At 72.4% G+C, this 12,664-nt stretch carries 8 protein-coding genes; all 8 read left to right on the top strand.

Features of this window, described 5'->3' with window-relative positions; all coding sequences use genetic code 11:
• The first annotated feature begins 229 nt into the window (after positions 1 to 229).
• Positions 230 to 1,426 carry a type III PLP-dependent enzyme gene (locus ACTWQC_RS17610; protein WP_443316647.1) on the top strand — a complete coding sequence of 399 codons (1,197 nt, stop codon included), beginning with the start codon at positions 230 to 232 and terminating at the stop codon, positions 1,424 to 1,426.
• Positions 1,427 to 1,524: 98 nt separating this feature from the next.
• The gene (locus ACTWQC_RS17605) at positions 1,525 to 2,922 is read left to right on the top strand and encodes a diaminobutyrate--2-oxoglutarate transaminase (protein WP_443316646.1); all 1,398 of its coding nucleotides are present in this window, start codon (positions 1,525 to 1,527) and stop codon (positions 2,920 to 2,922) included.
• A gap of 194 nt (positions 2,923 to 3,116) precedes the next feature.
• Entirely contained in the window at positions 3,117 to 4,634 is a 1,518-nt protein-coding gene (locus ACTWQC_RS17600) for a pyridoxal phosphate-dependent decarboxylase family protein (RefSeq protein WP_443316727.1), read from the top strand.
• Complete coding sequence (locus ACTWQC_RS17595) at positions 4,628 to 6,502, top strand: IucA/IucC family protein (protein WP_443316645.1); 1,875 nt, start codon at positions 4,628 to 4,630, stop codon at positions 6,500 to 6,502. The genes ACTWQC_RS17600 and ACTWQC_RS17595 overlap by 7 nt, the downstream gene beginning before the upstream one ends.
• Positions 6,499 to 7,914 carry a lysine N(6)-hydroxylase/L-ornithine N(5)-oxygenase family protein gene (locus ACTWQC_RS17590; protein WP_443316644.1) on the top strand — a complete coding sequence of 472 codons (1,416 nt, stop codon included), beginning with the start codon at positions 6,499 to 6,501 and terminating at the stop codon, positions 7,912 to 7,914. Before ACTWQC_RS17595 ends, ACTWQC_RS17590 begins: the two co-directional genes overlap by 4 nt.
• Complete coding sequence (locus ACTWQC_RS17585) at positions 7,911 to 9,434, top strand: hypothetical protein (protein WP_443316643.1); 1,524 nt, start codon at positions 7,911 to 7,913, stop codon at positions 9,432 to 9,434. The genes ACTWQC_RS17590 and ACTWQC_RS17585 overlap by 4 nt, the downstream gene beginning before the upstream one ends.
• Positions 9,431 to 11,242 (top strand): IucA/IucC family protein, encoded by a 1,812-nt coding sequence (locus tag ACTWQC_RS17580; protein WP_443316642.1) that lies wholly within the window; start codon positions 9,431 to 9,433, stop codon positions 11,240 to 11,242. The genes ACTWQC_RS17585 and ACTWQC_RS17580 overlap by 4 nt, the downstream gene beginning before the upstream one ends.
• Positions 11,239 to 12,636 carry a glutamine synthetase family protein gene (locus tag ACTWQC_RS17575; RefSeq protein ID WP_443316641.1) on the top strand — a complete coding sequence of 466 codons (1,398 nt, stop codon included), beginning with the start codon at positions 11,239 to 11,241 and terminating at the stop codon, positions 12,634 to 12,636. The genes ACTWQC_RS17580 and ACTWQC_RS17575 overlap by 4 nt, the downstream gene beginning before the upstream one ends.
• Positions 12,637 to 12,664 lie beyond the last annotated feature (28 nt).

The following is a 12,664-nucleotide window of genomic DNA, read 5'->3' as shown; positions in this document are numbered from 1 at the left end:
CCGGAACGCACAGTCCCCGTGTGCGACTTGCTGGTGCGCCCGCAGTGGCGGCGCTCGGGTTCAGCCCCATCGGCCGGATGGAGCCGGACCCCGGGTGGCGGCCCCACGTGATGATCGTGCGCCACCTCGGTCACAGCTGAGAATCCTTTTCCCCCTACCACCCCCGACCCGAGGCAGAGCCGTGTCCATTCAGTTGCCGCCGTCCGCAGCCCCGCGATCCGCCTACCCCGTGGACGTGCTCCCCGAGGCGGTCCGCCGCCGCCTTCTGGAGCTCGCGCCGGCCGAGGCACCGGTGTCGGCCTACGTGTACGACGGTGCGGTCGCCGCCGAGCGCGCACGCGAACTGCGCAGTGCGCTCCCGGAGTGGGCGGCCGTGTACTACGCCGTGAAGGCGAACTCCTTCCGGGGGATCGTCGAGGCTCTGGCCCCGCACGTCGACGGGTTCGAGGTCGCCTCCCGCTCGGAGCTCGAACTCGCCGTTTCGGCCAAACCGCCGGCCGGAGACACTCCGGCCCCGGTGGTCGCCGCCGGCCCCGCGAAGTCCGTCCCCGTCCTGACCGCCCTGGTCCGGGCCGGAGTCGAGGCGATCAACGCGGAGAGCCTGCTCGAGCTCCACCGCATCAGCCGGATCGCGGTCGCCGAGGGCGTGAGGGCCCGGGTCGCCCTCCGCGTCAACCCCGCGTCGATCCCGGTCACCGGATCGCTGCACATGGGCGGTGTCCCCTCCCAGTTCGGGGTCGCCGAGCCCGATGTCCCGGGCGTGCTGCGTGACGCTCTGCGGCTACCCGGCCTGGACCTGGTCGGGTTCCACATCCACGCCGCTTCCAACAACCTCGACGCCGAGGCACATGCCGCATATCTGCGCTGGTGCGTGGAGTGGAGCGTGCGAACCGCCCGGGAGAACGGGATCAACCTGCGGCACGTCGACATCGGGGGCGGCATCGGCGTCGCCTTCGAGGGCGAGAAGCCCTTCGACATCGCCCGCTTCGGAGAGCTGGCCGCACAGGTCGAGCCCCCGGAAGGCGTCAAGGTCGTGCTGGAGCCGGGCCGTTTCCTGGTCGCCGACTGCGGCTGGTACGCCGCCGAGGTGACGGACGTGAAGACGTCATACGGCGAGTGGTTCGTGGTGCTGCGCGGCGGCATCAACCACTTCCAACTCCCCACGTCCTGGGACATCGTGCACAACGTCGCGGTACTGCCCGTCGAGGACTGGCCCGAGGGCTGTCCTCGCCCCGCCGCCGGGCGGGCGCGCGTGACGGTCGTCGGCGAGCTGTGCACGCCCGAGGACACCCTGCTGCGCGATGTCCTGGTGGACCAGGTTCGCGCCGGGGACCTCGTCGTCTTCCCGTACGCGGGCTCCTACGGCTGGGAGTTCGCCATGCACCACTTCCTCGGCCACCCCGTCGCCGACCGCGTCCTGCTCTGAAGCGCAAGGCCCATGAGCCGCACCGCGCCCGGGCCGCACCGACTCCTCCCTGCCCGTCGTCGGCCCTCGTGCCCCTCCCCTCCCTGGAGCCGTAAGTCATGACCGTGCACCCCACCGCCCTCCCTGGCCTCGATCACATCGCGGGGAAGGCGGACGCCATACTGGAGCGTCAGCGCGCCCGGGAGTCCTCGGCTCGTACGTACGCCCGCTCGTTCCCGATCGTCCCGGCCCGTGCCCAAGGCATGACGGTCGAGGGCACGGACGGCCGCCACTACCTCGACTGCCTGTCCGGCGCCGGCACCCTGGCCCTCGGCCACAACCACCCCGTGGTGCTGGAGGCCATTCAGCGGATTGTCAGCAGCGGGGCGCCGCTGCACGTCCTGGATCTCGCGACCCCGGAGAAGGACGAGTTCACCGACGCCCTGTTCGCCACTCTGCCCAGCGGCTTCGCCGACAAGGCCCGCATTCACTTCTGCGGGCCCGCCGGCACGGACGCGGTGGAAGCCGCCTTCAAGCTGATGCAGACCGCCACCGGGAGAAGGGGCCTGCTGGCCTTCACCGGCGCCTACCACGGCATGACCGCGGGCGCCCTGGCGGCATCGGGTGGGGTAGCCGCCAAGGAGCCGGTGCCCGGCATCGCCGCGGACGTGACCCGGCTGCCGTACCCGTACGCGTACCGCTGCCCGTTCGGGATCGGCGGGGAGCGCGGCGCCGAGCTGTCCGCGTCGTACGCCGAGCGGCTGCTCGACGACCCCAACGGCGGTGTCGTACCGCCCGCCGCGATGATCCTCGAGGCGGTGCAGGGCGAGGGCGGCGCCGTACCGGCCCCGGACGCCTGGATGCGCGAGATGCGGCGGATCACGGCGGAGCGGGAGATACCGCTGATCGTCGACGAGGTGCAGACCGGCGTTGGGCGCACCGGCGCCTTCTGGGCCGTGGAGCACAGCGGGGTCGTGCCGGACGCGATGGTGATGTCGAAGGCGATCGGCGGCAGCCTGCCGCTGGCGGTGCTTGTCTACCACGAGGACTACGACGGCTGGCTGCCCGGCGCCCACACGGGGACGTTCCGCGGCAACACCCTGGCCATGGCGACCGGCACCGCCACCCTGCGGTACGTCGCACGCGAGGGCCTGGCCGAGCGAGCAGCCTCCGTCGGCGCCCGGATGACGGCGCGGCTGGAGGGCCTGCGTGCCGAACTGCCCACGATCGGCGACGTCCGCGGCCGCGGCCTGATGATCGGGGTCGAACTGGTCGACCCCGGAACCGCGCCGGACGCGTGCGGCGCCCGGCCGGTCGCCCCGCAGCTGGCCGCGCAGGTGCGGGCTGCCTGCCTCGACCGCGGCCTCATCGTGGAGTTGGGCGGCCGTTTCGACTCGACCGTCCGGCTGCTGCCGCCGCTGGTCATCACCGACGAGCAGGTCGAAGCGGTGCTGGACCGGCTGACCGACGCCATCGCCGCGGTGACGGCATCGCAGTTCACGGGAGTGCAGGTATGAGGGGCAAGATCCACGAACTGCGGCCGGCCACCGGTGTGTCCGCGGTGACCGGCGGCACGAGCGCTCCTGCCTCGGACGGCTCCGGCGCTGCGCTCGATATGTACGACACGGAGGCCGACGGCACTCATGCCGGGCACGGAACGCGACTCGCTCCGGAGCACGCTTCCGCGGGTCCGGATCCCCTCGATGAGGAGATGGCCGGACTACTGCGCAGTGCCGCATCATCAGAGATCGGCAACCGGAAGACCGCGCTGTCCGGCGGGCCCGGCGGACCCGGCGCACTCGAGCCGCTGCTGCACGCCGTGCTGGAGGCGCTTGCCAAGGGCGCTGTGCGGCGGGGCGGTCCGCTTCCCGCCGGGACGCCCGAGGAGCTGGCCACGGAGGTCACGCGGGTGTTCGCCGAGGCGGACGGTGACGACGCGCTGCACCATCTGACCGAACTGCTGGCCCATGGCAGCGCCGACCCCGCCGACCCGTCCTGCGCCGCCCATCTGCACTGCCCGCCGCTGGCCGTCGCCGTCGCCGCCGACCTTGCCGTTTCCGCGCTCAACCCTTCCCAGGACTCCTGGGACCAGGCGCCGGCCGCGACCGCCCTGGAGACCCTGCTGCTGCAGGAGTTGGCGCAGCTGGTGGGCTACGACCCGGCCGAGGCAGCCGGAGTGCTCACCTCCGGCGGCACCGAGTCCAACCTCATGGGGCTGATGCTCGCCCGCGACCGCGTGCTCGGCCGGACGGCGGGGCGTCAGGTCGAGCTGAGCGGTGTACCAGGCGCCGGGCCACGCCCGCGGATCTTCGCCTCCGCCACCGCCCACTTCTCGGTGCAGCGGTCGGCGGCCCTCCTCGGTCTCGGCGAGGACGCGGTCATCCCCGTCCCGGTCGACCACGAGCTGCGGATGAAGCCGGACGCCCTGGCCGCCGTTCTGCGGGACTGCGTCGAGCGCGGTGAGCGGCCGGTGGCCGTCGTGGCCACCGCCGGCACCACCGACACCGGTGCGGTCGACCCCCTGCGCACCTGCGCGGCGCTGGCCGCCGAATACGGCGCCTGGCTGCACGTGGACGCCGCCTACGGCGGCGGCGCGCTGCTCTCCGACGAACTCGCCCACCTGGTGGACGGCATCGCGCTGGCCGACTCCATATCCCTGGACTGGCACAAACTGGGCTGGCAGCCGGTCGCCGCGGGCATCTTCCTCGTCCGGCGGGCGGAGACGTACGCCTCCCTCGCCCGGCGGGCGGTGTACCTCAACCCCCAGGACGACGAGGAGGCGGGCTATCCCAGCCTGCTGGGCCTCTCGTTGCGCACCACGCGCCGCGCAGACGCATTCAAGATCGCCGTAACGCTGCGCACGCTGGGCCGCGAGGGCCTCGGCCGGCTCGTCAACGCCTGCCACGTCCTGGCGCGCGACGGCGCCGAGGCGGTACGAGCGCATCCCCGCCTGGAGCTGCACGCCGAGCCTGTCCTGACGGCCTTCCTCTTCCGATACCTGCCCGAGGACGCCGACCCCGCGCACACCGACCGGGTGAACGCGGCGCTGCGGCGCCGACTGCTGCGCGAGGGTCGGGCGGTCGTCGGCCGCACCGAACTCCCGGGCGAGGGCCCGGGCCGGGTCCGCCTCAAGCTCACGCTGCTCAACCCGCATACCACCCTCGCCGAGGTCGAGCGGCTGCTGCACGCGGTGGCCGCAGCGGGCCAGGCCGAGGAGGACGCATGGTGAACCTGCCCTCCGATCACCGGCTGACGGAAGTGGCACTGCCGCCGGCCGAACGCCCCGCCACGGACCTTGCCGCCCGCGAGGGCGCCGACGTGGCCGCGCCGCAGGCATCCACCAGCGGTCCGGATCCGCTCGACGACCCGGACGCGCTCCGCGCGGGCGACGCCGCGGCGATGGAGACGCTGCTGCGCGCGTACGTACGCGAGACCGGTACGGAGGTCCCGGCGACCGGTCAGGCGCTCCTGTTGAATCTGTCGGCCAGTCAACTGACCTTGCTGGTGCCTGTGCGATACCGGTCGGCCACCGGCTGGCACCGCTTCGGCGGCCCCCGCCTGGTCACCGCCGGGGACGGTGGCAGCCTCCCGGCCGACGCGGCACTGGTGGCGGCGGCGCTGATCCGGGAGACGACGCTCGGCCGCGGGGTGCTCCCGCACCACGGCGGTGACGCCGCCGCCCGGGTGCTGAACTCCGCCCGGCGTACCACCACGCACATCGCCCGGCGGCGCGCCGAAGAAGATGCCCAGGGTCCGACGCCGTTCCTGGACAGCGAGCAGGCGCTGCTGCTGGGGCACCCTTTCCATCCCGCGCCCAAGAGCCGCGAGGAGGCGTCCGACGCCGAACTGGACGCGTACTCACCCGAGCTGCGCGGCTCCTTCCCGCTGCACTGGTTCGCCGCGCACCCCGACGTCGTCGTCGGCGAGAGCGCGGACGGCCGCACCCCGGCCGAACTGCTGCGCCCGCTCGCCGCCGGGCTGGACCTGCCGGACGGCATGGTCCCGGTGCCTGCCCACCCCTGGCAGGCCCGCGACGTGCTGTCCCGACCCCAGGTCGCCGCGCTCGTCGACGCCGGGCGCTTGCGTCCGCTCGGCGCGGCCGGACCGGCCTGGTATCCCACCTCCTCCGTACGGACCGTGCAACGGCCGGACGCCGAGGTGATGCTGAAGCTGTCGCTGGGCATGCGGATCACCAACTCCCGGCGGAACAACCTGCGCAGCGAGATGCGCCTCGGCGTACGGGCCGCACAACTGCTGGCCGCGGGCCCCGGGGACTGGCTCCGGGCCGAGCACCCCGAGTTCGGTATCCTGCGCGACTTCGCCTGGGTGTCGGTCGGCGCCGACGGGCCGGAAACCGGCCTGGAGACAGCGATCCGCGACAATCCGTTCCACCGTGAGGGGCTCCAGGGCCTGTGCGTGGCCGGTCTGCTGGCCGAGCGCACCGGCCCCGGCGACGGCACCCCGCCCCGGCACCGCGCCCTGCTGTGCGCGGCCGTCGAGCGGGCCGCCCGCGCTCTCGGTGTGTCCACCGCCGAGGCGTCGGAGCGCTGGCTGACCCGCTATCTGGACGTGCTGGCCGTTCCCCTGATCCGGCTTCAGGCCCGGTACGGCATCGCCCTGGAGCCGCACCACCAGAACACCCTCGTCGCGCTGGATGGTGACGGACTGCCCTGCGCGGGCTGGTACCGCGACAGCCAGGGCTACTACCTGGCCGCTTCCCGCGCCGCCGACGTCGAGCGGCTGCTACCCGGCGCGACCGAAGGCGTCGAGCTGGTCTTCGACGACACCTTCGTCGACGAGCGGGTCGCCTACTACCTCGGTATCAACAACCTGCTCGGCCTCGTCGGAGCCTTCGGCGCACTCGGACTCGCCGACGAGGGCGGCCTGCTGCGCGTGCTGCGCAGCGCACTGGAGCGGCTGCGCACGGCCGAGCCCGCGGCCAGAGGCCTGCTCGACCTGCTGCTCGACGCGCCCGTGCTGCGCTGCAAGGGGAACTACCTGACCTGCGTGGACGGTCTCGACGAACTTGTCGGTGACGTCCACACCCAGTCCGTCTACGTCAATCTGTCCAACCCACTCACGGAGGCACAGCGGTGACCGCCCCCTCGACTTCCCCTGACCAGAACCTGCCCTACGATCTGGTCGGCGTCGGAATCGGCCCGTTCAACCTGTCCCTGGCCGCGCTGGCCGACGGCGTCCCCGGCTTCCGTTCCCTCTTCCTCGACGCCAAGTCGGCCTTCTCCTGGCACCCCGGCCTGCTGATGGAGGGAACGACGCTTCAGGTGCCGTTCCTCGCCGACCTGGTCACGATGGCCGACCCGACCAGCCCGTGGTCGTACCTGAACTACCTCCGCTCCCACGAGCGGATGTTCAAGTTCTTCTTCTCCGAGCGCTTCCACATCCCGCGCCGTGAGTACGACCACTACTGCCGCTGGGTCGCCGAGCGGCTGGCGTCCTGCCGCTTCGACGCCGAGGTCACCGCGCTGGAGTGGGACGAGGGCGCGGGCGCCTTCGCCGTCGTGTACCGCTCCGCGGCGGGCGCCCGGACACGCGTGCTGGCCCGCCAGATCGTGCTCGGCGTGGGCACCAACCCGGTCATTCCCGAGCCGCTGCGCCCGTTGCTGGCCGACACCCACGCCGGCCGCGTGCTGCACAGCGCCGACTACCGCAACCACCGCGCGCGGCTCGCCGCCGCCGGTGACGTCACGGTCATCGGCTCGGGGCAGTCCGGCGCCGAGGTCGTGCTCGACCTGCTCCGCCACCAGGACGGCGACGGCGAGGGCGGTCCGTACGTCCGCTGGCTGGCCCGTACCACGGCCTTCGCGCCGATGGAGTACTCGAAGATCGGCCTGGAGCACTTCACACCGGACTACATCCGCTACTTCCGCCACCTCCCGGAGGCCACGCGCGAGCGGCTGGTGCGCGAGCAGTGGCAGCTCTACAAGGGCGTGAGCGAAGAGACGCTGGGCGAGATCCACGACGAGCTGTACGAGCGCACCATCGGCGGTGGCGAGCCGCGCGCCGCCCTGCAGCCGGGTGTGGAGATCGTCGCGGCGGCGGCCGACGGCGACGGCTACCTGCTCACCTGCCGGCATCAGCAGCAGGAGTCGGTCTTCGAGATCCGTACCTCCGCCGTCGTCGCCGCCACCGGCTACGCGGCCTCCCGCCCCGCCTTCCTGGACACGATGGACGACCTGGTCGACTGGGACGACAGGGGCCGCTATCAGATCGACGGGGACTACCGCGTCGCGCTGGACCCCCGGGTCTCCGGCACGCTCTACGTCCAGAACGCCGAGATGCACACGCACGGCGTCGGCGCCCCCGACCTCACCCTCGGCGCCTGGCGCGCAGCGACCATCCTCAACGCCGTCGCCGGACGCACCGTACTGCCCGTCGCTCCGCGGCAGGCCTTTACGACCTTCGGAGCACCGCAGGCGCCGGAGTCCACCGAGCCCGCGCCGGCCGTCCCGTCCGCAGCTGTCACCGCCCGGGCGGGGACGCCGCGATGACGGTCACGGAGAAGGCCGGCGCATCGGCCGCGGGCGGGTCGGCGCGGCACGCCAAGTCGGTGCTGATATCCGTGATCGGCCTCCACCTCGTCGCCGAAACCGCTCTGACGCCGTTCCTCCCCCAGCTGTTCGAGCGGCTGTACGGTATCGAGGATCCGGAGGCGACAGGGCTGTACATATGGATCTGCCGCATCGTCGGGCTCGCCGCCCTCCCGCTGTGGGGGCTGGCGGCCCGGCGCTGGTCACTCCACAAGCTGGTGCTGGCCGGGCTGTGCGGGTCCGCCGTCCTCGACCTGCTCCTCGGGCTGGCACCCAGCTATGCCGCATACACGGTGCTGTCGACCCTCATCGTGGCGACCAACAGCGCACTGCTGCTGGCCTATCCGGCGTTCATCGCCGAGCACGGCGATGAATCGGAGGGTGTGCAGGGGCGACTGGCCGGAATCTGCTCCCTCGTGATCGTCTTCCACCTGTCGGTCGTGGTCTCGACGATGGTGGGAGCCGGGGTGCTCGCCCTGCCGGAGCCGCGCATCGGTATTTCGGCGTTCGCGGTGCTTGACACGGCCCTGGCCGTGCTCACATACCGCATCCTGGGCCGACGCGCGGACATGAAGCCCGAAGGCTCCGCTGACGACGACACCCCGGTCGCCGATGGCGCATCGGCCCCCTCGCCTCCCGAGCCCGGCGCAGCCACCGCCCCGGGTGCAGGTTCTTCGAGCCGCGCCTCATGGTTCATGATGCTCGCCTACGCCGCCCTGATCGGGGTCGCGTTCGACTTCTCGGTCAACGTGGCGCGGCCCTTCTTCACCGAGTTCTCCGACAGCCTCGGCAGCGGCTCAGTCGGGTCCGCGGTGCTCTTCTTTCTGCCGAGCGTCTCCGCGCTGGCCGTACTGCCCGCGGTGCGCCGCTTCTACGACCTGCTCGGAGACCGGCTGCTGCCGCTGGCCCTGACCGTGGGCACGGCCGGGCTGGCCTGGACCTGGCTGGCCGATACCCTGCCCGGACTGGTGGGCAGCCGACTGCTCTACGGCGTCGGCCTCGGACTCGGCCAGGTCGCCGTCGAGCTGCGGATGTTCCGCGCGACCGGCACGAAGGGCCCGGCGTTCACCGCTGTGGAGACCGCCCGCTCCGCCGGTCTGCTCGCCGCGCCGCTGGCCGCCACGGCCGCGGTCTCCGTCGACCTGGCGCTGCCGCTGGCCGTCGCCGCGGCCGTACAGGTCTGCGCCGCCGTCCTGTCCCTGAAGTGGACACGGAGCGCAGTGCCGGCATCCGGCGCACCCGGTTCCGCCGCCCCGGAACCCGGGGGGAGCGCGTCGGCCATCCCGAGGCAGACCGGGCCGGGTGCGGCCGCCCCGGGAGCGTCGGTTGACCGGAGTGCCGACGTGCCGGAGCCGGGGGCCGGAGCAGCGACGCCCGCGGCACCCGCTCCGACGCCATCGGAAACGAGGTCTTCCGCGCCCGCCCTGGCAGCCCACGCCTCCCATGGCTCCCCCGCGTACTCCGAGGAGAACCACCGATGAACCGCACCACACGTGACGCCTGGGCGCAGGCGGGCCGACGGCTGCTCGTCAAGGCTGTCGAGGAGTTCGCCTACGAGGAGCTGCTCGTCCCCGGGCCCGACCTGTCGGCCGGTGCCCCGGACGCGTACCGGCTGGACCTCGCCGACGGGGTCCACTGGACCTTCCGGGCCACGCGCGGCACGTTCGGCACCTGGCGGCTCGTACCCGGCACCCTGCGGCGGCACCCCGCCTCCGGAGACGGCGACGGGGCCGGGCCCGAGCAACTGCTGCTCGACGCCCGCCCGGCTCTCGGCTGGGACGGACCCACCACGGCCGAGGTCCTGCGCGAACTCACCGCCACCCGAAGGGCCGAGGCGGAGGTCATGGCCCGCAGCCTACCCGCCGCCGACCTCGCCGACCTGGACCACCTCGACCTCGAGGCCCATCAGGACGGCCACCCCTGCATGCTGCTCAACAAGGGACGGCTGGGCTTCTCCGCCTCCGACGCCGCCGCCTACGCCCCCGAGGCGGCCGGTTCGGTGCACCTGCTCTGGGCCGCTGTCCACTCCACCCTCGCCTCCTACTCCGGCGTTCCCGGCCTGGACGCCGACACCCTCCTGGCCGAGGAGCTGGGCGAGGACACCCGCAAGCAGTTCGCGGCCGCCCTCCAGGAGACGTGCGCCGAAACCGGCTACGACACGGCCGACTTCTGCTGGCTGCCGGTGCACCCCTTTCACTGGGACGAGGCCGTCGCGACGCTCTTCGCCCCCTATCTCGCCGACGGCCGGATCGTGCTGCTCGGCGAGGGCCCGGACCGCTACCGGCCGCTGCAGTCCATCCGCACCCTGGCCAACCTGGACCATCCGCACCGCCGCAATGTGAAGGTGCCGCTGTTCATCCGCAACACCCTCGTCTGGCGCGGCCTGTCCACCGAGCCGACCGAGGCCGCCCCGGATGTGAGTGCCTGGCTGCACGCCGTCCGCGACGCGGATCCGTACCTCCGCGACGCGTTGCGCTTCCACCCGCTCGGCGAGGTGGCGGGCGTGGCTGTGCACCACCCGCTGTACGAGTCCGTGAAGGACGCCCCGTACCGCTACCACGAACTCCTCGGCGCAGTCTGGCGCGAGCCGGTCGCAGCACTGCTGCGGGACGGTGAGCAGGCCCGCACCATGGCCGCGCTTCTCAAGGTCGGCTCGGACGGCCGCGCTCTGGTCAGGGAGCTGGCCGACAGGTCCGGGCTCGACCCCCGCGCCTGGTTGGATCGTTTCTTCCGCGCACTGCTGCCCGGCCTGCTGCACTACCTCTACCGGTACGGCGTGGCCTACTGCCCGCACGGCGAGAACACTGTCGTCCTCTACGACGCCGCCGACATCCCCATCGGCATTGCCGTCAAGGACTTTGCCGAGGACGTGAACCTGCTGCCCGGCAGCCACCCCGAGTACGCCGCCCTCTCCGAGCGTGCCGACGCACTGCTGCTGCGCTGGCCCGCCGGCGAGCTGGCCCACTCGCTGCTCAGCGCCATCTTTGCGGGCCACTTCCGGTTCTTCGCCCCTCTGGTCGCCGAGCACCTCGATGTACCGGAGGAGGAGTTCTGGGCCATGGTCCGGGCCGAGATCGAGCGCTACCACGCCCGCTTCCCAGAACTGGCACAGCGCTTCGAGGACTTCGGCCTGCTCGCCCCGGAGTTCGACCGGGTGGCGCTCAACCGTGAACAGCTGCTCGGCGGGGGCTTCCACGACCGCGCCGAGAAGGACGAGGGCTTCGACGTCGTCCACGGCACCCTCTCCAATCCTCTCGCCACCGCCGCCATTCCGCAGGAGCAGATGTGAGCACGTCACCGGACACCTCGCCGTATGAACGGCTGCGCGCCGAGGCCGGCGCCGGACGCATCGAGGAAGTGATCGTCAGCGTCCCGGACCTCCAGGGGCGGCTCCAGGGCAGTCGGCTGTCCGTGCCGTACTTCCTGGACGAGGTGGTGGGGCTGGGGATCCCCCCGACGGAGTCAGGGGGCGGTTTCGGCGCCTGCGTCTACCTCCTTGCCTCCGACGTCGAGATGGGCACAGGACCCGGCTATGCCATCGACGCCTGGAACATTGGCTTCGGCGACTTCGAGCTGCGCCCCGACGCGACCACGCTGCGCACGCTCCCCTGGGACCCGGGCACCGCGCTGGTCCTCGCCGACGCCGTATGGCCCGGCGGCGATCCCGTCGAGGTGGCCCCGCGCCAGGTGCTGCGCGGCCAGCTCGACCGGCTGGCCGAGCGCGGACTGACCGCGTTCGCCGGCACCGAGCTGGAGTTCCTGATCTTCCGCGGGTCGTACCGTCAGGCATGGGACCGCCGCTACCACGGCCTGGAAACGGGCACCGCCTACAACGTCGACTACTCCCTCCAGGGGCTTGCCGAGATCGAGCCGGTGGTACGCCGCATCCGCCGCGAGATGGTGCGCGCCGGGCTCACCATGGAGACCGCCCGAGGCGAGTGCCACGCCGGGCAGTACGAGATCGTCTTCCGCTACGACGAGGCGATGGCCACCTGCGACAATCACGTCGTCTTCAAGAACGGCGCCAAGCAGATCGCCGCGCAGGAGGGCGTCGCACTCACCTTCATGCCCAAGTACGACGAGGGCGAAGGCAACTCCTGCCACATCCACCTGTCGCTGCGCGGCACCGACGGCTCGGCGGTGCTGGCCGATCCGGCGGCCGGCGACGGCATGTCGGAACTCATGCGGCACTTCGTGGCAGGCCAGCTCGCCTGCCTCGCCGACTTCGCGCTGCTGATGGCGCCGAACATCAACTCGTACAAGCGCCTCCAGCCGGGTTCGTTCGCGCCCACCGGTATCACCTGGGGCCGGGACAATCGCACCTGCCCGGTGCGCGTCGTGGGCTCGGGGCATTCGCTGCGCATCGAGCACCGGGTGCCCGGCGGCGACGCCAATCCGTACCTCGCCGTCGCGGCCGCGGTGGCCGCCGGACTGCACGGCATCGAGAACCGACTGCCGCTGCCGGAGCCGCACGCTGCCAACGCCCTGGCCGATCCGTCAGTGCCGCGGCTGCCCACCACACTCACCGAGGCCCTGCACCGCTGGGAGAACAGTGAGATCGCGGCCAAGGTGTTCGGCGAGGCGGTCGTCGGGCACTACGCGCAGGCCGCCCGTACCGAACTGGCCGCTTTCGAGACGGCGGTCACGGACTGGGAGCGGGTCCGCGGCTTCGAACGCCTGTGACATCCTGAGGTCCTCCTGCGATGCGCAG

Source organism: Streptomyces sp. 8N616 (genome assembly GCF_052246385.1).
Taxonomy (GTDB): domain Bacteria; phylum Actinomycetota; class Actinomycetes; order Streptomycetales; family Streptomycetaceae; genus Streptomyces.
The sequence above is the reverse complement of the archived record's forward strand: the minus strand, read 5'-3'. Positions and strand labels throughout refer to the sequence as shown.

What these genes read in the sequence shown, in the direction of transcription:
- ACTWQC_RS17595 (WP_443316645.1), top strand. Translation starts at nt 4,628, where the DNA reads ATGGTGAACCTGCCCTCCGATCACCGGCTGACGGAAGTGGCACTGCCG.
- ACTWQC_RS17605 (WP_443316646.1), top strand. Translation starts at nt 1,525, where the DNA reads ATGACCGTGCACCCCACCGCCCTCCCTGGCCTCGATCACATCGCGGGG.
- ACTWQC_RS17580 (WP_443316642.1), top strand. Translation starts at nt 9,431, where the DNA reads ATGAACCGCACCACACGTGACGCCTGGGCGCAGGCGGGCCGACGGCTG.
- ACTWQC_RS17600 (WP_443316727.1), top strand. Translation starts at nt 3,117, where the DNA reads ATGGCCGGACTACTGCGCAGTGCCGCATCATCAGAGATCGGCAACCGG.
- ACTWQC_RS17585 (WP_443316643.1), top strand. Translation starts at nt 7,911, where the DNA reads ATGACGGTCACGGAGAAGGCCGGCGCATCGGCCGCGGGCGGGTCGGCG.